Here is a 16,453-nt window from a genome sequence, read left to right on the forward strand (position 1 = left end):
CCCAAATTGCCTTGCGTACAAGCCCAACAATTTCACCTCTCCCCACCCTCATTTTCTTACTAAACGCTCTTTCAACCATGGACCTCAACAGCAATAACGTTAGCGACAACACCGAACTGCAAGCCCGCGGCAACTGGAACCAACTGAAAGGGGCCGCCAAGCAGAAATGGGCCAACCTGACCGACGACGACCTGACCTACAACGAAGGCAAACAGGACGAATGGCTGGGCAACCTGCAGGCCAAAACCGGCGAAACCATCGACAACATCAAGAACTGGTTCAACAACATTGGCAATGATGCCAGCGCTACTGCCACCGGCAACAGCACCGAACTGAAAGCCCGCGGCGACTGGAACCAGATTAAGGGCCATGCCAAGCAGAAGTGGGGCAACCTCACCGATGACGACCTCGACTACGAAGACGGCAAACAGGACGAGTGGTACGGCCGCCTACAAGAGAAGACCGGCCACGCCATTGATGACATCAAAGGCTGGTTTCAGCGCACGTTCTAAGGCATTCTTTCCCCAATGAAGTAACGCGGCTTCCAATCCATACCGCACTGCTTCATCACCCAAAAAGCCCCTTCTGGAACCAGAAGGGGCTTTTTATTTGAATCATGGCTACACTACGCGCTGGTCGTTTCGGCCACGTAGTCGCTCAAATACTGGTACCGTTCCGTGAGCTGGCCGCCCTTGGCGATGGTGGCGCGGGCAATGACGCCCTCGGCATCGGGGCCCAGCAGGTGGGGCAGCACTTTGTCGATGAGCTGGCGGCCGAAGTCACGGCTGGCGTTGCGGGGCAGTTCGCAGGGCAGGTTATCCACCGCCATTTCGGTGATGTTTTCGGGCTGCGAATAAGCCGGTTCCAGCTCGCCGGTGGCGGGATTGTAGTCGAAGGCCGGTTCGGCGATGGTGCTGCTGCGCTTGGTGGTGGGCACCGAGCCGTTCACGTCGCAGGTCACGTCGGCAATGGTGTTGATGCGGAAATCGGGCCGGCGCGTGTCGGCTTCGGTGAAGAGCAGCGGCGCGGCCGGGTGCCAGTAGGCGCAGGCAATGAGCAGGTCGGTCACGGGCAGGAAGTTGCCAAACGTGGACTCGTATTCCTCGGGGTGCTGGTGGAAATTCTGGGTATCCCACACACGGCCGTCGCGGCGGCGGTTGTAGTCGGAGCTGCGCAACTGCGTGTACACCGGTTCGTTGAAATCGAGGTACAGGTAATCGTACACGCTCACCCGCCGGATGCCCATGCGGTCGAGTACTTCCAGCGCGCCCTGAGCCACGCGGCCGCTGCCGGTAATGGCCATTTTGATGGGCGGCAGCTTCTTCACCTTGAAAAATTCCTCCTGCATGTCGTCCATGTCCACGCACTGCCAGGCGGGTTTCAGGTCGTATAATCCGTGTTTGCGGCCGTAGGTGAGCAGGCCATTATACGCCCCCACGATGCCGGCGTAGCGCCCGAACGCCACGATGCGCTCGCCGTGCTCGTTGGTCAGCAGCTCGTAGTCAATCAGGGTGATGTTCTTCTGGAGCACGGCTTGCAGCAGCTTGCGGTTGGCCGGCTGCTTCTTCACGGTGTGCGAGAAGAAGAGGTAGGTTTTGTTGGGAATGAGCTGGTCGACGGGCACTTCCTTCACGCCCATCAGCACATCGCAGGTGCTCACGTCGTCGCGTACCTCCAGGCCCAGGTCGCGGTATTCCTGGTCGGCGTAGCTGCGAATGGAGCTGCTTTGCACCACGATTTGCAGGCCGGGGAAGCTGGTCTGCGCTTCCATACACTTCTTGGGAGTGAGGGGCACGCGCTTATCGGGCGGGGTTTTGCCTTCGCGAATGAGGCCGATGGTGAGGGACATGGGATGGGGTGGGAATTGGGGAGTGACAGGCGGATTCGATGGCACCACGGCGCGCCATCAAACCAGATAACCGACCAAAATTACGGTTTTGCCCGCAGTTCGCCGGGACGTTTCGGGCGTACCTTTGTTAAGGAATCTGAATCCGTAACCCCACCCGCCTAACCGGCTTCCCACCAACCCATTCCCGTCTTTATGTCGTTGAAATTCTCGCCAGTCGACGTTTTTGAAGCCCGCCACAACGCGCCCGGCACCGATGCCCAGGCGGCGATGCTCCGCACCATCGGCGTGGACAGCATCGAGCAGCTCATCGCCGAAACCGTGCCGCCCGCCATCCGCCTGAAACGCGCCCTCGACCTGCCCGCCGCCCTCAGCGAACGGGCTTTTTTGGCGAAATTCAAGCAGATTGCCGGCCAGAATCAGGTCTTCAAATCCTACATTGGCCTCGGCTACCACGACACCACCCTGCCCCCGGTTATCCAGCGCAACATTCTGGAAAACCCGGGCTGGTACACCGCCTACACGCCCTACCAGGCCGAAATTGCCCAGGGCCGCCTCGAAGCCCTCATCAATTACCAGACCGTGGTAATTGACCTCACCGGCCTCGAAATCGCCAACGCCAGCCTCCTCGACGAAGGCACCGCCGCCGCCGAAGCCATGCACATGCTGCACTCGCAGACCAAGAAAAAGGGTGCCAACCAGTACTTCGTGTCGGAGCAGGTGCTGCCCCAGACCATCGACCTGCTGCGCACCCGTGCCACGCCGGTCGGCATTGAGCTGGTTATCGGCGACCACCGGCAGGTGGACCTCAGCAACGAGGGCTTCTTCGGCGCAATGGTGCAGTACCCTGCCGCCGACGGCGAAGTATTCGACTACAAAGACTTCATCGCCCAGGCGCAGAAAAACAACGTTTTTGTGGTAATGGCGGCTGATTTGCTGGCCCTCACGCTGCTCACTTCGCCCGGCGAGCTGGGTGCTGATGTCTGCGTGGGCAACTCGCAGCGCTTCGGTGTGCCGATGGGTTACGGCGGCCCGCACGCCGGCTTCTTCTCCTGCAAAGACCAGTTCAAGCGCGTGATTCCCGGCCGCCTCATCGGCCAGAGCGTGGATGCAGCCGGCAACAAAGCCTACCGCATGGCCCTGCAAACCCGCGAGCAGCACATCCGCCGCGAAAAAGCTACTTCGAACATTTGCACCGCGCAGGTGCTGCTGAGCGTGCTGGCTGGCATGTACGCCGTGTACCACGGCCCGCAGCGCCTCCAGCAGTTCGCCACCAACACCCACCTGCTGGCCCAGACCCTGGAAGCCGGTCTGAAAAAGCTGGGCGTGGAGCAAACCAACGCGCACTACTTCGATACCCTGAACCTGCGCCTGGAAAGCGCCGAACTGGCGCAAGCGCTGAAAAAAGAAGCCGAAGCCGCCCGCCTCAACTTCCGTTATTTCGAGGAGCAGCGCGTGGGCATTTCGCTGAACCAGAACACCGAGCTGCACGATGTGGCCGATATTCTGGACGTGTTTGCCAAGGTACTGGGCAAGGAAGCCGACCAGTTGGCCGAAGCTGTGGAAGCCGCTGAGTTGCACGTTCCCGCCAGCTTAGTGCGCAGCAGCGAGTACCTCACGCACCCTGTGTTCAACACGCACCACGCCGAGCACGAGATGCTGCGCTACATGAAGCAGCTCGAAAACAAGGACTTGAGCCTGGCGCATTCCATGATTGCGCTCGGCTCCTGCACCATGAAGCTGAACGCCACCGCCGAGATGATTCCGGTGACCTGGCCCGAAATCAGTGGCCTCCACCCCTTCGCGCCTGTGGAACAAGCCAAAGGCTACGAGCAGATTTTCTCGGACCTGCAAGCCTGGCTCTGTGAAATCACCGGCTTCGCGGCCGTCAGCCTGCAGCCCAACTCGGGTGCGCAGGGCGAGTACGCCGGCCTGCTGGCCATCAAAGGCTACCACGATGCCCGCGGCGACCACCACCGCACGGTGGCCCTCATTCCGGCCTCGGCCCACGGCACCAACCCTGCTTCGGCCGTGATGGCCGGCATGCAGGTGGTCGTAGTGAAAAGCACCGAAGACGGCAATATCGACGTGGCCGACCTCAAGGCCAAAGCCGAGCAGCACGCCGCCAATCTGAGCTGCCTGATGGTGACCTACCCCAGCACGCACGGCGTGTACGAGGAAACCATCATCGACATCTGCGAAACCATTCACGCTCACGGCGGCCGCGTGTACATGGACGGCGCCAACATGAACGCGCAGGTGGGCCTCACCTCCCCCGCCACCATCGGGGCCGACGTGTGCCACCTCAACCTGCACAAAACCTTCTGCATTCCGCACGGCGGCGGCGGCCCCGGCATCGGCCCCATTGGCGTCGTGGCCGACCTCATTCCCTACCTGCCCGGCCACGCCGTGGTGCCAGTGGAAGGCCGCGCCAGCGGCTCGGTTTCGGCCGCGCCGTGGGGTTCGGCCAGCATCCTGCCCATCAGCTACGCCTACATTTCGATGATGGGCGGCGACGGCTTGCAGCGCGCCACCGAAACGGCCATTCTGAACGCTAACTACATCAAGGCCCGTCTGGAACCGCACTACCCGGTGCTCTACACCGGCAGCCACGGCCGCTGCGCCCACGAGATGATTCTGGAATGCCGCCACTTCAAAAAGGCCGGCATCGAAGTAGAAGATATTGCCAAGCGCCTGATGGACTACGGTTTCCACGCGCCCACGGTATCGTTCCCCGTAGCCGGCACGCTCATGATTGAGCCCACCGAAAGCGAAAGCAAAGCCGAGCTCGACCGTTTCTGCGACGCCATGATTTCCATCCGCAAGGAAATTGCCGAGGTAGAATCGGGCAAGGCTGACGCCAAGGAGAACGTGTTGAAGCACGCCCCGCACACCGCCGCCACCGTGCTGGTGCACGAGTGGACCCGCCCATATACCCGCGAGCAGGCCGTGTACCCCATGGAGTACGTGCGTGCCAACAAGTTCTGGCCCGCCGTGGCCCGCATCGACTCGGCCTACGGCGACCGCAACCTGATTTGCAGCTGCACCCCGATGGAGGAATATGCCGACCAGCAGGAAGAGCTGGTGCAGGCCGACAAAGGCCCCTCGTACTAACGGTAATTGCGTAAATGAGTAAAGTAAAAAGCCCGCCTGACGATTCAGGCGGGCTTTTTACTTTACTCATTTACGCAATTGCTTATTTGCGATTGCCCCGCTCGTTGCCGCGCTCGCCGAAACAACGGCGGTCCATGTAGCCCACTTTGGTCTGGCCGTCTTTATCGAGCCGGACGCGCACGAAATACGCGTTGATGGTGTCGGTCACCTGCACCTCGTTGCCGGTGGTGGTTTGGGCCAGGATGGCGGACGTTTTTTTCATGCCATCGTACACCGGGCAGTCCACGATGGTATTGTGCGCTACGGGGGTACGGTCGGCGGCCGCTTTACCCATTTCGTCGCGCGTGGAGGTACAGGCGGCAAACAGACTGGAAACAGCCAAAAAGAGTAGGGCAGTTCTTTTCATCAACGAGGAAAAAGCAAGGGTGGGGATTTTGGAGGTAAGGTAGGACAAATTACGGTGATGTCAATATTTTGTCTTCTTATTTGCATCCGCTTCCCCACGGCCCAAGCCCATAAAAATGGAACGCCGCAACCCTCTTTTCCGTTAATATCACAGCCTCCAGAAACACCCCGTTTATCCTCACAAACGGCTTTTTAGGGGCATTATTCCACCCTGTCTTCCTTTCTTATTTTTATGAATCGCATCACCCGTTTTCTGGCCCACCCGGTGGCCTTGGTTGCCGCCAGCTTAGTGCTGTTGCTGGGCCCCAGCGGCTGCACCACGGCTTCCCGCGTAGGCGTAACCAATGACTTCGACCATGCTGTAAATTTCCGGGCTTTCAAAACCTGGGCCTGGTACCCGCAACAGCCCCGCGACGCCGAGGGCGGCCCGGCCAAGGGCTACGAGTCGTTTCTCGACAAGCGCATGCGCGCTTCGGTGGCTTCGGAGATGGCAGCTAAAGGCCTCACCGAAGTAACGACCGCGCCCGATATCTACGTGGCCTACAGTGCTCGCGTAGAAGACAAACAGCAGGTTTCGCCCTACTACAACGGCCTCGGCTACCCATATGGCTACGGCTATGGATACTACGGTCGCGGCTACTCACCCGTGACGCAGTATAAGGCTGGCACTGTGGTTATTGACATCATCGACGCCCGCCGCAAAGAACTGGCGTGGCGTGGTACCGGCCAAGCCCAGGTCAATCAGAATACCATCGACGAAGCCGAAACCCACCGCATCGTGAACGGCATTCTGAGCACCTACCCGCCGCAGGATAACAACGCCCGCCGCTAATAAGCGTCAGCCGTCTAATGCTAAAAAAGCCCGCTCAAATTGAGCGGGCTTTTTGTTTAGGATTTCACATCAGCTTCCGGAGGTAGCGTAGCAATTGGCACGGCTGCTGGTCGCAATAAAGGCCGCTTGGGGTCGAGGCCGAAACGGTTGGGGCCGATGGTACCCTGCACAAACTGCATTCCAGCACCCAACACGTAGCTTACCAAGGGCAGTAAAGCCACCAGAAACCACCACGCCCGCAGGTCTAAATCGTGGAGCCGCCGCAGTGCCTGCACTATTACCAGATAGAATAAACCGATGATAACTACCAATGCCGACAACTTCATCCAGATAGGGATTTCGGCGGGGTAAACCAAGCCGGGAATAGCGTAAATGCCAACTATTGCGGCATATAGGCACAGTACTCGCACAAAATAAGCCCGTCGGCGCAAGCGGCCAGCAGCAGTAAAAAAGGCCATAAATTAGATTTTTGGCCTAAGCTACACCGGTTCGCTTAAATGGTCTTACACCGGCACGTTCACGTGGCGCTCGGCGTGGTAGGAGCTGCGCACCAGCGGGCCGCTTTCCACGTACTTCAGGCCGCGGCGCAGGCCTTCTTCCTTGTAATGAGCAAATTGGTCGGGGGTGATGAACTCGGCTACTTCGAGGTGGCGCTTGGTGGGCTGCAGGTACTGGCCGAGGGTGAGGATGTCGAGGCCGTTGGCCACGAGGTCGTCCATGGCCTGGTACAGCTCATCGGGCTTCTCGCCCAAGCCCAGCATGATGCCGGATTTGGTGCGGTGGCCGGCCTGCTTGGTGCGACGGATTTGCTCCAGGCTGCGGTCGTAGCGGGCCTGGGGGCGCACGAGGCGGTAGAGGCTGCCCACGGTTTCGACGTTGTGCGAAATCACTTCCTGGCCGCCCGAAATCATCACGTCGAGCGCGTCCCAGTTGGCTTTCACGTCGGGAATCAGGGTTTCGATGGTGGTCTCGGGGCTGAGCTGCTTGGTGAGCACCACGGTTTCGCGCCACACGCTGGCGCCGCGGTCCTTCAGCTCGTCGCGGTTCACAGAGGTCAGCACGGCGTGCTTCACCTTCATGAGTTTGATGGCTTCGGCTACGCGGCGGGGCTCGTCGAGGTCGTACTCGGTGGGGCGGCCGGTTGCCACGGCGCAAAACGAGCACGAGCGGGTACAGATGTTGCCCAGAATCATGAACGTGGCCGTGCCCGCGCCCCAGCACTCGCCCATGTTGGGGCAGTTACCGCTCTCGCAGATGGTGTGCAGCTTGTGCTCGTCGACGAGGCGGCGCACGGCGGCGTATTCTTCGCCCACGGGCAGCTTCACGCGCAGCCAGTCGGGCTTGCGGGGGCGGGCAGGGGCAGCCGTTTCGGGCTGGATAACGGGCAAATCAATCATTGTTTCAATGAGGAATGAGGAATGAAGAAGGAGGAATTACCCTCGGCCCATTCGATACTAAGCACTAACAAATTTACGGCGCAATTGATGCGCCTCGCCTATCCGGCGATGTCCCGGCCTGAATTCTCCCGGCTTCTTCCTCAATCCTTCGGTGAGCGCAGCGTTACGAGCGGTGCCCGAAATACAGCGTCAGGTACACCGAGGGGAAGAACTTGCGGTTCAGCGCGTCGGTGTCGGACAGGGTGCTGGGGCTGAGGATGAGCAGGCGCTTGGTGAAGCCTTCGACCAGGAAGCCCACTTCCAGCCCCGTTACGGCGTCGCGGTAGCGGCCGTACTCGAAGCTGAGGCCGCCGCGCAGGTGGAAACCTGGCACCACCTGCGTCTGGCCAATGCCGCTGAACAAGGGGCCGTGGTCGAGAATGGCGCCCGTAATGGTGTGCTTGTACGGGTCATACTGCTCGTTCACGATTTCATCGGTCGAGAGGTTGATGACGTTCGTGCGCGTGGCCGTGCGGTCGTAGCTGATGTAATAAGGCATCAGCAAGCCGAAGGACGGGCCCACGCTAAGCAAGCCGTTTACCTGCACGCCGGCATCGGCGGCCTTGCGAAACAGGATGCGCTGGAGGCCCACCGACGGCCGCAACACAAAGGCGTAGTTGGTTTTGCGGTTGATGTAGGTGCCGCCAATGAGGGAGTTGATGCGCTCTTCCTTGGCGTTTTTCAGCATCACACCCTCCAGGCTCCAGAAGCGCAGCAGGCGGTCGTCCATCACCCGGGTGGAGCGAATGGACGCGCCGCCCAGCAGGCCGCCCTGGGTGTTGAAGTTCACCCCGAAAACAAACTCCTTCTGGTACGACTGCTCATCGGAGGGCGCATCGGAAATCATATCGGAACGCAACGGGGCCGATGAGGGGCGGGAAGAAGGAGCCGGAGCAGGCGCGGCCGATGCCGGTGTGGTGGCCGGCGCAGGACGGTCCTGGGCTTGCGCACCAGCAGCCGTGAGCAGGCCGGCAGCCAGCAGGCCCCAGCAGTAGGTAGGTGCAGGGAAAAAACGCATAATCATCAACCGAAATGGGGCCCGAACCGACGCCGAAAACGCGGCGTACCAAGTAATACGTAAATTAGCGAAAGAACAAACAACTTCGTAAAGGTAACTTCCTGATTTGATGAGCACCGCTACCGCCCGCTACGCCGGCAACCTCCGCACCGAAGCCACGCACGTTGCCTCGGGCAATGTTATTCAGACCGATGCCCCCGTGGACAACCACGGCCGGGGCGAGGCCTTCTCCCCCACCGACCTCGTGAGCACGGCCCTGGGTTCGTGCATGATGACGGTGATGGGCATTGTGGCCGAGCGCCACCAGTGGGATTTGGTGGGCAGCAGCTTCGCCGTACAGAAGCACATGAGCCCGGAAGCTCCGCGCCGCATTGCCCAAATCGACGTGACGTTTACGCTGCCCGCCACCCTGGCCCCTACTGAGCGTGCCCTGCTGGAGCGCTCGGCCCACACCTGCCCGGTGGGGCTGAGCCTGCACCCAGACGTGCGGCAAAACATTGTGTTCGAATACAAATAGCACGGGGTCAGAAGAAAGGAACGGCTGCCTGTTTCAACGCATGAAACCGGGCAGCCGTTCACTTATTTAGTACTGGTTGCTAGCCTTGTACGGCCTGCTTCACATCGGCAAGGCGGATGCCCATGTGCGAGGCATCGTAGGTGCATTCGCCAGCCTGAATGAGCAGGAGCTGCGGAGACTCGTGGCGGATGCCGAACTGCTCGGCCACCTGGGCCGACAGGGGCCGGAAGCGCAGCAAGTCAAGGTAATAGATGGGCAGGTCGAGGCCGCTGTCGGCCCATTGGCGCTCAATCTTGCTCTTGGCCGCCGCGCTGATGGAACAGGTGGTGCTGTGCTTGAAAATGAGCACCGGCTGCTCGTGCGAGGCCTGGGCCAGCTGGGTGATTTCGTCGGGTTGGGTGAGTGGAAGCCAGGGAGTGGACATTGCGATATGAGGGATTGGATGAAGGACTGGGGCCGGATGAATGGCGCCGGGCCGGCGCGCGGGTACACTACAACAACTTACGGCCAGTAGATTCCCGCCGGGTGGCTCATTCTTTTTCGTTGGCCTTTTCCTTTCGGTTACCGGATTGGGCGGGCGGGCGTTGCAGGTTGTTCTTTTTGCGGCGCAGGCCCAGAAAGCCGGGCGGCTTCACGTTGGGCGCGGTGCCAGATTTGTAGTTAAGGTCTTTACGGGTTTCGGGCACGGGCTGAGTGCTCTGGCCGCGCTTGAGTTGCCCACGGGTCACGTCGAGGTGGCTGTCTTTGTAGGGCGAGTCGGTGCTGCGGTCTTCGCGCAGGGCGCGACGGTTGGCGGCTTTTATTTTGCCGGGCTTCACGCGCTCAATCTGGGCCCGGGCGGGCATGGCATTCAGCAGCAAAACAGCCACGGCCAGCAGGCCCAGCAGCCGGCTAAGGCTTGCCAGTGGGCGCAGGGCTTGGCGCGGGTTCCGCAGCAGGCTCCGACTTGGGAGTAGGCATGGCTTCGTCGGGCAGTTCCTGTTCGGGCGTCGTGCTGGGCTGCTTGGGCGCCGGCCGGTGGTCGGGGCTGTAGTTGGGTTTTGCATGGAAGCCGTATTTGAAGAAGTTGCGGATAGACTCGATGGGGTGGAAACCCTTGCTCACTTTGTGACGCTTGCGGCGGTTCAGCTTGGGCTTTTTCATGAGCCCGTGCTTGTCGTACCGCACCGTGGAGCGCTCGGGGTACACGCTGCCTTTGGCGGCGGCGGTGCTGGCGCTGGCCGTGGCCCCGTCGTTGCTGGGCGTGGAAACATCGGTGGCGGCTTCCGGCGCATTGGCCCCTGCTTTCTTCTTAGCCGAGGCGGCCGATTTGGCCAGGTCGTTCTGCAGTTTTTCGTGCTCCTTCTTTTCTTTCTGCTGCGCAATGAACTCCGGCGACGGCTTGGGCGTGGGCAGCCGGTACGGGTGAAACACCTTATGGTAAAGCGTGCAGCCACCCAGCGCACTCAGCAGCAGCACGCCCAGCAAAGACCGGAATACGACGGAGGGTAAACAGTATTTCACCGCAAAGCAGGCAGAACCAATTAAATCAGAAACAGAAAGATACGCTGAGCCCGCGCGAAAACCGCGCCAACCCGGCGGCTAGTAGTTGCGCAGGGCTTGTACCTGCTCGCGCAGGCGCTGCTGGGGCAGGAAGGCCGCCTCCAGCGGCGGCGCAAACGGAATGGCCGTATCCAGCGAAGCCACGCGGCGCACGGGCGCATCGAGATGCTCGAAGCAGTTTTCGCCAATCCAGGCCGCGATTTCGCCACCGATGCCGCCGGTCATCGTGTCTTCGTGCAGAATAAGGACGCGGCCGTTTTTCTCCACGGTTTTGCGCACTGCCTCCTGGTCCCAGGGCAGCAGGGTGCGCAGGTCGAGGATATCGGCTGATACGCCCAGGTCCTGGCAGGTTTGCAGGGCCCAGCGCACGCCCATGCCGTAGGTAATGATGCTCATCTCGTTGCCTTCAGCCGCCAGTGCGGCCTGGCCGATGGGCGTGGTGTAATAGGCTTCCGGCACGGGACCGGACAGGCTGCGGTACAGCATCTTGTGCTCGAAATACAGCACCGGATTGGGGTCCTCAAAGGCGGCGCAGAGCAGGCCCTTGGCGTCGTGCGGGTTACTGGGGTACACCACTTTCAGGCCGGGCACGTGCGTGAACCACGCCTCGTTGCTCTGCGAGTGAAACGGGCCGGCGGCCGAGCCCGCGCCGGTGGGCATGCGCACCACCACGTCGGCATTCTGGCCCCAGCGGTAGTGGCTCTTGGCCAAGTTATTCACAATCTGGTTGAAGCCGCAAGTCACAAAATCGGCAAACTGCATCTCGACCATGCTTTTCTTGCGCTTGATGCTCAAACCCAGGCCGATGCCCACAATGGCCGACTCGCACAGCGGCGTATTGCGCACCCGCGCCTTGCCAAATTCGGCCGCGAAGCCTTCCGTGATTTTGAACACGCCGCCGTAATCGGCAATGTCCTGGCCCATGAGCACGAGTTCGGGGTAGCGCGTCATGCTCTGCTTCATGCCCTCAGAAATAGCATCGATGAAGCGGATTTCGCGGGCCGTGCCGTCTTTCGGCGCATCCGTGGCGGGCGCGTCGAAGGGCTGGTACATGTCAGCAATTTCCTCCTGAATGTCGGCCGTGGGCATCGGCTCGGCGTCGGCTTCCTGTAGGCCGGCCTCGATAGCGGCCTTGATTTTTTCGCGGATGCCGTGCTTGGCCGTTTCGGTGAGAATGCCTTCGTCGAGCAGCCATTTCTCGAAGTTTTCGACCGGGTCTTTGGCGGCCCACTCTTCCATCAGACTCTGGGGCACGTACTTAGTGCCGCTGGCTTCCTCGTGGCCGCGCATCCGGAACGTGAGGGCTTCCACCAGCACGGGACGCGGGTTCTGGCGCAGGTCTTCGGCCAGGCGCTTCACGGTGGTGTACACTTCGAGTACGTTGTTGCCGTCTACCTGCACGGCTTCCATACCGTAGGCCGGGCCTTTGTCCACGAAGGATTTAAAGCGGAACTGCTCGTTGCTGGGCGTGCTCAGGCCGTAGCCGTTGTTTTCAATCATGAAAATGACCGGGAGCTGCCACACGGCGGCTACGTTCAGGGCCTCGTGGAAGTCGCCTTCCGAAGCGCCGCCGTCGCCGCTGTAAGTCAGGGTCACTTTAGGGTTTTTATCCAGCAAATCGGCCAAAGCAATGCCGCCAGCCACGGCCAGCTGCGGACCGAGGTGCGAAATCATGCCCACGATGTGGTGCTCGTTGGTGCCGAAGTGGAAACTGCGGTCGCGGCCTTTGGTGTAGCCGGTGCGCTTGCCCTGCCACTGCGCAAACAGGCGACCCAGCGGCACCTCGCGCCCCGTGAATACGCCCAGGTTGCGGTGCAGCGGCAGAATGTACTCGTCGGCCTCCAGGGCCAGCGTGCTGCCCACCGAAATGGCCTCCTGTCCAATGCCCGAAAACCACTTGCTCACCTTGCCCTGACGCAGCAGAATCAACATTTTTTCCTCAATCAGCCGGGGGCGCAGCAGGTGCTGATAAAGGTGCAGGAGGGTTTCGTTGGTGAGGTCGTGGCGGTCAAAAGTCATGACAAGGTGGGTGGGTTTGGGTGGGCAAAGGTAGGAAAGCAGGGCGCGCACCGGGCTACTTTCCGCACCGGCATCTGCACAGTTCCTTTCCTTGCTCATCTTCTCCTCAGAACTCCGTCCGAATTTTACCCGGCAGGTCCATTACAGCTTTCCCACTCATCACCTAAAAAACCTCGGCGGGCCGGCAGCTACGGAGAATTACGCATCGGTGGTTGAAAACGGGAGAGAGCAAAAAGCATAGGAATCTTAAGAGAAAATCAGCACCTTGAGCCCCATCTGTCATTCATCCTGCTTTCAAGCCTCTACAGTTGTGCTTATTAAGCAGTATTTACACTGCTAATCAAGCACCTACAGCTCATCTACTCGCCACCAGTGGCGTATCTATTACCCTGGCAGCTCTTTCCCTGCCCGTATTTTATGGCCGACCTGCTTCCGCTTACCTGCGTCATCGTCGACGACAACGAGATGAGCCGCCTGGCCCTGGAGCATTTTGTGGCCCTTACACCCGGCCTGGAGTTGGCCGCGACGCTCCCCGACGGCCTCACCGCCCTGCAATTCCTGCAAACGCACCCGCCGATTGACTTGCTGCTGCTCGACATCGAGATGCCCCACCTCACCGGCCTGGAGCTGATTCGGATATTGTCGCTGCCGCTGCCGGCCATTGTGCTGGTCACCTCGCACCACAGCTTTGCCGCCGAGGCCTTCGAGCTCCCCGTGGCCGACTATCTGGTGAAGCCTGTGGACTACGCCCGCTTTCTACAGGCTGTGAAGCAGGTGCGCGCCCTGCGGCCCCAGCCCGTTACAGCCCCACCCCCCGCACCGGAGAATCCCAATGTATTTGCCAAAGTCAATGGCCGGCTGGTGCGCATCAATTTTGACGACGTTTATTACATCGAGGCCCTGTCCACGTACTCGGTGCTGGTCACGGCCACGCAAAAACACATTGTACACGTCACGCTCAAGAATTTAGAGGAGCGGCTACCGTTCAGCCATTTCGTGCGGGTGCATCGGTCCTACATTGTGAACACCCGCCGCATTGATGCCATCGATGACCACCAGCTCACACTCGGCCCCTACACTGTGCCCGTGGGCAAGCTCCACAAAGCCGAGCTGATGCGGCGGCTGGCCCCGCTTTAGGCGGCGGCTTCCAGCGCGGCCAACTCGGCCGGCATGGCGGCCAGCACCCGGCTCACCACGGCGGCCAATTGCTCGACGGCTTCCGTCAGTACCTCCGGCGCAGGCAGCGTGCCCGGCGTGGCCTTAGGGTGGGCCAGGCCCAGGATTTCCAGCGGCGCAGCCGCGGCCACCACGCCCAGAGCCAGCAAATTGGGCTTGATGTGGTGCGCGATTTCGGCAGCCTGGGGCCAGTGCCGGGCAGCGGCAGCGGCGCGCAGCTGCGTCAGACTCAGCGGCATATTGGCCTGGAAGGAGCGCAGTATCTGCCCCACAAACGCGGTGTGGCCCTGCGACTGCTGGCGCAGGCGCGCCAGGTCGTAGAGCGGCTCCGCGGGAGCGTCGAGCAAGGCCACCATCTTATGGTACAGCTCTTCTTCATCGAAGGGCTTGGCCAGGTAATCGTTCATGCCCGCCGCGAGATACTGCTCTACATCCGAACGAAAAGCGTTGGCGGTAAGCGCAATAACCGGCGTATTGGCCCGCCGCGCATCGGGCAGCTGGCGCAGGTGCCGGGTCACGTCCACGCCGCTCAGGCCGGGCATCTGGATGTCCATCAGCACGATATCATACGTTTTGGCTTTGAGGCAGGCCAGGCCGGCGGCGCCATCCACGGCCTCCTCCAGCACCACGCCCCACGGAGCCAGCGTCATCTGGGCCACGGCCCGGTTTATTTCGTTGTCTTCCACCATCAGCACGCGCACGCCGGCCAGCCGGCCAGTGTCGTAGGCGGCGGTGAAGGCCGGAGCCAGCGCCGGCACCGGAGCCTTGGGCAGCGTCACGGTGAACACAAACGTGGTGCCCCGGCCCACGGCGCTGGTCATGGTGAGCGTGCCGCCCAGTTGCGCCACCAGGGCCCGAGCAATGCTCAGCCCCAGGCCGGTACCGCCGAACTGACGGCTGGTATCAGCGTAGGCTTGCGTAAAGCTCTCGAAGATGCGCTCCTGCTGGGCCGGAGCAATGCCAATTCCGGTATCGGCCACGCTGAAGCGGACTGCCAAGGCATCGGGCGTTTCGCTCACCAGCTCGCTCGACACGGTGATGGTGCCCCGCTCCGTGAATTTGAGCGCGTTGCTGACCAGGTTGATAATAATCTGGTTGAGGCGATGCGCGTCGCCAATTACCCAGGGCTGGGGGCAACTTGTGCGCAGCGAAGTGTCCTCGAAAACCAAGCCTTTCTCAGTAGCCTGCAAGGCCAGCGGCTGCAACGCGGCGCTCACCGAATCGCAGAGGTTGAATGCTATCTGCTCCATTTCCAGCTTGCCGGAACTGATTTTGGCCATGTCGAGCACGTCGTTCACTACGCTCAGCAGGTGCTGCCCGGAGCGCTGCATGATGTCGATGAGCTGCTGCTGACGCGGGTCGAGCGGGGTTTTGGTCAGGTGGGCCGCCATACCCAGCACACCGTTGAGCGGCGTGCGGATTTCGTGGCTCATGTTGGCCAGGAAATTCTGGCGGGCCGTGGCGGCAGCTTCGGCAGCCAGTTGGGCAGCCTTTAGCTCCGTAATGTCGGTGCTCACGCCTAGCACGTGCACCGTGCCATCGGGGCGGTGCAGCGGGCGCTTGGTGGAGTGGTACCAGCGCACGCTGCCATCGGGCAGCGTGAAGCAGTCCTCCACCACTATTTCCCGGTTGCCGTCCATCACCTGAGCGTCAATTTCGGCGAAGCGGGCCAGCTCCTCGTCGCGGGTCTGGCGGCGGCTGGCGGCATCGCCCTCCAGCCGGGCGGCCGCCTCAAGCTCCTGAATGGCGCGGTTCTGAAAGAGAAAATTACCAGCCCGGTCGCGCACGAAAATCATGCTGGGCGTGGTGTCGAGCACCTGCCGCGTAAACGCCTGCTCGTCGGCCAGGGCCTGCCGGGCCTGCTCGCGGTCGGTCACATCCAGGCCGTAGCCGATGAACCACGCCAGCGCGCCATCCGGCCCAAACACGGGTTGCAGGCGGCGCAGGAAATGGCGCGGGCCGGTGGGTTTGGCCACTACTTCGGTCCATTCCACCACCTGGCCGGCGCAGGCGCGGTCGAAAAGAGAGCGGTGCTTGGGGGTGAATTCGGGCGGGCAGCCGGGCTGTGGGGCCAACTCAGCAAGGGTTTTACCCTGGGCCGCCTGACGAGCGGCGGGGTCGGCCATGGCGGCCGGATTGAGGTACCGAAAGCGCAATTCGGCATCCACCACCCCTATTTCGGCCGGCAGGCTATTGAGAATGGTCTCACAAAAAGCCAGCTGCTGCGCGGCTGACGAAGCTTTTTGGCGGGCCAGCGCCAGCTCCGCTTCGAGAGCCGCGATGCGGGCCGTTGCCTCAGCAAGCGTAGCGGGGGCTTCGAGGGTTGTAATAGCGGGTAATGTATCAGGCATAGAACAAGGGCATAGGCAGCTAAATAAAGGTCCGGCAGAAGGCGTACTTGGCAGGCAGTTCGTGCTCGAATGGCTGATTTAGCCGGACCAAAGGCTTTTTTTTCTGGTTAAAACTGCCGAGGCCTTTTTCCAACGCACCGGGTCCTGGTTTCGTGTGTCCGGCATCTGGTGCCCGAACGCCCCCTATGCATTGGCAG

15 protein-coding genes are annotated in these 16,453 nt (G+C 61.2%); 5 read left to right on the forward strand and 10 right to left on the reverse strand.

The features are described from left to right. Nucleotides 1-77 precede the first annotated feature (77 nt). The gene (locus ACYVM5_RS06050; protein WP_460617228.1) at nt 78-512 is read left to right on the forward strand and encodes a CsbD family protein; all 435 of its coding nucleotides are present in this window, start codon (nt 78-80) and stop codon (nt 510-512) included. A 113-nt stretch (nt 513-625) separates the two neighbouring features. Here ACYVM5_RS06050 and ACYVM5_RS06055 read toward each other — a convergent pair whose 3' ends face one another. Beyond that, complete coding sequence (locus ACYVM5_RS06055) at nt 626-1,849, reverse strand: NAD(P)-dependent oxidoreductase (protein ID WP_460617229.1); 1,224 nt, start codon at nt 1,847-1,849, stop codon at nt 626-628. A gap of 192 nt (nt 1,850-2,041) precedes the next feature. Here ACYVM5_RS06055 and gcvP point away from each other — a divergent pair, with 192 nt between their 5' ends. Beyond that, entirely contained in the window at nt 2,042-4,960 is a 2,919-nt protein-coding gene (gcvP, locus tag ACYVM5_RS06060) for an aminomethyl-transferring glycine dehydrogenase (protein WP_460617230.1), read from the forward strand. 82 nt (nt 4,961-5,042) lie between these two features. Here the strand turns inward: gcvP and ACYVM5_RS06065 are convergent, their stop codons facing one another. Next, nucleotides 5,043-5,366 carry a hypothetical protein gene (locus ACYVM5_RS06065; RefSeq protein WP_198069861.1) on the reverse strand — a complete coding sequence of 108 codons (324 nt, stop codon included), beginning with the start codon at nt 5,364-5,366 and terminating at the stop codon, nt 5,043-5,045. A gap of 231 nt (nt 5,367-5,597) precedes the next feature. Between ACYVM5_RS06065 and ACYVM5_RS06070 the strand changes: the two genes are divergently transcribed. Further along, nucleotides 5,598-6,197 carry a DUF4136 domain-containing protein gene (locus tag ACYVM5_RS06070; RefSeq protein ID WP_198069860.1) on the forward strand — a complete coding sequence of 200 codons (600 nt, stop codon included), beginning with the start codon at nt 5,598-5,600 and terminating at the stop codon, nt 6,195-6,197. A gap of 56 nt (nt 6,198-6,253) precedes the next feature. Here the strand turns inward: ACYVM5_RS06070 and ACYVM5_RS06075 are convergent, their stop codons facing one another. The 3 genes from ACYVM5_RS06075 to ACYVM5_RS06085 form a co-directional block, all read right to left on the reverse strand. Continuing rightward, nucleotides 6,254-6,655: a DUF805 domain-containing protein gene (locus tag ACYVM5_RS06075; RefSeq protein ID WP_460617231.1), complete on the reverse strand. Its 402-nt coding sequence runs from the start codon at nt 6,653-6,655 to the stop codon at nt 6,254-6,256. 45 nt (nt 6,656-6,700) lie between these two features. Then, nucleotides 6,701-7,594, reverse strand: coding sequence for a lipoyl synthase (lipA, locus tag ACYVM5_RS06080; protein ID WP_342295184.1), 894 nt, complete (start codon nt 7,592-7,594; stop codon nt 6,701-6,703). Between the two features lie 163 nt (nt 7,595-7,757). Beyond that, nucleotides 7,758-8,651: a hypothetical protein gene (locus ACYVM5_RS06085; RefSeq protein ID WP_460617232.1), complete on the reverse strand. Its 894-nt coding sequence runs from the start codon at nt 8,649-8,651 to the stop codon at nt 7,758-7,760. A 109-nt stretch (nt 8,652-8,760) separates the two neighbouring features. Between ACYVM5_RS06085 and ACYVM5_RS06090 the strand changes: the two genes are divergently transcribed. After that, nucleotides 8,761-9,168, forward strand: a complete 408-nt coding sequence (locus tag ACYVM5_RS06090; RefSeq protein WP_460617233.1) for an OsmC family protein — start codon at nt 8,761-8,763, stop codon at nt 9,166-9,168. Between the two features lie 79 nt (nt 9,169-9,247). Here ACYVM5_RS06090 and ytxJ read toward each other — a convergent pair whose 3' ends face one another. The 4 genes from ytxJ to ACYVM5_RS06110 form a co-directional block, all read right to left on the reverse strand. Next, the gene (gene ytxJ, locus ACYVM5_RS06095; protein WP_460617234.1) at nt 9,248-9,592 is read right to left on the reverse strand and encodes a thioredoxin family protein; all 345 of its coding nucleotides are present in this window, start codon (nt 9,590-9,592) and stop codon (nt 9,248-9,250) included. Between the two features lie 106 nt (nt 9,593-9,698). Further along, nucleotides 9,699-10,037 (reverse strand): hypothetical protein, encoded by a 339-nt coding sequence (locus tag ACYVM5_RS06100; protein WP_460617235.1) that lies wholly within the window; start codon nt 10,035-10,037, stop codon nt 9,699-9,701. Between the two features lie 22 nt (nt 10,038-10,059). After that, a complete protein-coding gene (locus ACYVM5_RS06105) occupies nt 10,060-10,671 on the reverse strand; it encodes a hypothetical protein (protein WP_460617236.1) in 612 nt (203 codons plus the stop codon). A gap of 78 nt (nt 10,672-10,749) precedes the next feature. Then, nucleotides 10,750-12,729 carry an alpha-ketoacid dehydrogenase subunit alpha/beta gene (locus ACYVM5_RS06110; protein ID WP_460617237.1) on the reverse strand — a complete coding sequence of 660 codons (1,980 nt, stop codon included), beginning with the start codon at nt 12,727-12,729 and terminating at the stop codon, nt 10,750-10,752. Between the two features lie 417 nt (nt 12,730-13,146). Here ACYVM5_RS06110 and ACYVM5_RS06115 point away from each other — a divergent pair, with 417 nt between their 5' ends. After that, the gene (locus ACYVM5_RS06115) at nt 13,147-13,866 is read left to right on the forward strand and encodes a LytR/AlgR family response regulator transcription factor (RefSeq protein ID WP_460617238.1); all 720 of its coding nucleotides are present in this window, start codon (nt 13,147-13,149) and stop codon (nt 13,864-13,866) included. On the opposite strand, the gene ACYVM5_RS06120 is transcribed toward ACYVM5_RS06115, so the two are convergent. Then, a complete protein-coding gene (locus tag ACYVM5_RS06120; protein ID WP_460617239.1) occupies nt 13,863-16,256 on the reverse strand; it encodes a PAS domain-containing sensor histidine kinase in 2,394 nt (797 codons plus the stop codon). The genes ACYVM5_RS06115 and ACYVM5_RS06120 overlap by 4 nt on opposite strands. Nucleotides 16,257-16,453 lie beyond the last annotated feature (197 nt).

Source organism: Hymenobacter ruber (genome assembly GCF_054783255.1).

Excerpts from the sequence above, each read along its gene's own strand:
- ACYVM5_RS06050 (WP_460617228.1), top strand. The coding sequence starts at position 78 with ATGGACCTCAACAGCAATAACGTTAGCGACAACACCGAACTGCAAGCC.
- ACYVM5_RS06055 (WP_460617229.1), bottom strand. The coding sequence starts at position 1,849 with ATGTCCCTCACCATCGGCCTCATTCGCGAAGGCAAAACCCCGCCCGAT.
- gcvP (WP_460617230.1), top strand. The coding sequence starts at position 2,042 with ATGTCGTTGAAATTCTCGCCAGTCGACGTTTTTGAAGCCCGCCACAAC.
- ACYVM5_RS06065 (WP_198069861.1), bottom strand. The coding sequence starts at position 5,366 with ATGAAAAGAACTGCCCTACTCTTTTTGGCTGTTTCCAGTCTGTTTGCC.
- ACYVM5_RS06070 (WP_198069860.1), top strand. The coding sequence starts at position 5,598 with ATGAATCGCATCACCCGTTTTCTGGCCCACCCGGTGGCCTTGGTTGCC.
- ACYVM5_RS06075 (WP_460617231.1), bottom strand. The coding sequence starts at position 6,655 with ATGGCCTTTTTTACTGCTGCTGGCCGCTTGCGCCGACGGGCTTATTTT.
- lipA (WP_342295184.1), bottom strand. The coding sequence starts at position 7,594 with ATGATTGATTTGCCCGTTATCCAGCCCGAAACGGCTGCCCCTGCCCGC.
- ACYVM5_RS06085 (WP_460617232.1), bottom strand. The coding sequence starts at position 8,651 with ATGCGTTTTTTCCCTGCACCTACCTACTGCTGGGGCCTGCTGGCTGCC.
- ACYVM5_RS06090 (WP_460617233.1), top strand. The coding sequence starts at position 8,761 with ATGAGCACCGCTACCGCCCGCTACGCCGGCAACCTCCGCACCGAAGCC.
- ytxJ (WP_460617234.1), bottom strand. The coding sequence starts at position 9,592 with ATGTCCACTCCCTGGCTTCCACTCACCCAACCCGACGAAATCACCCAG.
- ACYVM5_RS06110 (WP_460617237.1), bottom strand. The coding sequence starts at position 12,729 with ATGACTTTTGACCGCCACGACCTCACCAACGAAACCCTCCTGCACCTT.
- ACYVM5_RS06115 (WP_460617238.1), top strand. The coding sequence starts at position 13,147 with ATGGCCGACCTGCTTCCGCTTACCTGCGTCATCGTCGACGACAACGAG.
- ACYVM5_RS06120 (WP_460617239.1), bottom strand. The coding sequence starts at position 16,256 with ATGCCTGATACATTACCCGCTATTACAACCCTCGAAGCCCCCGCTACG.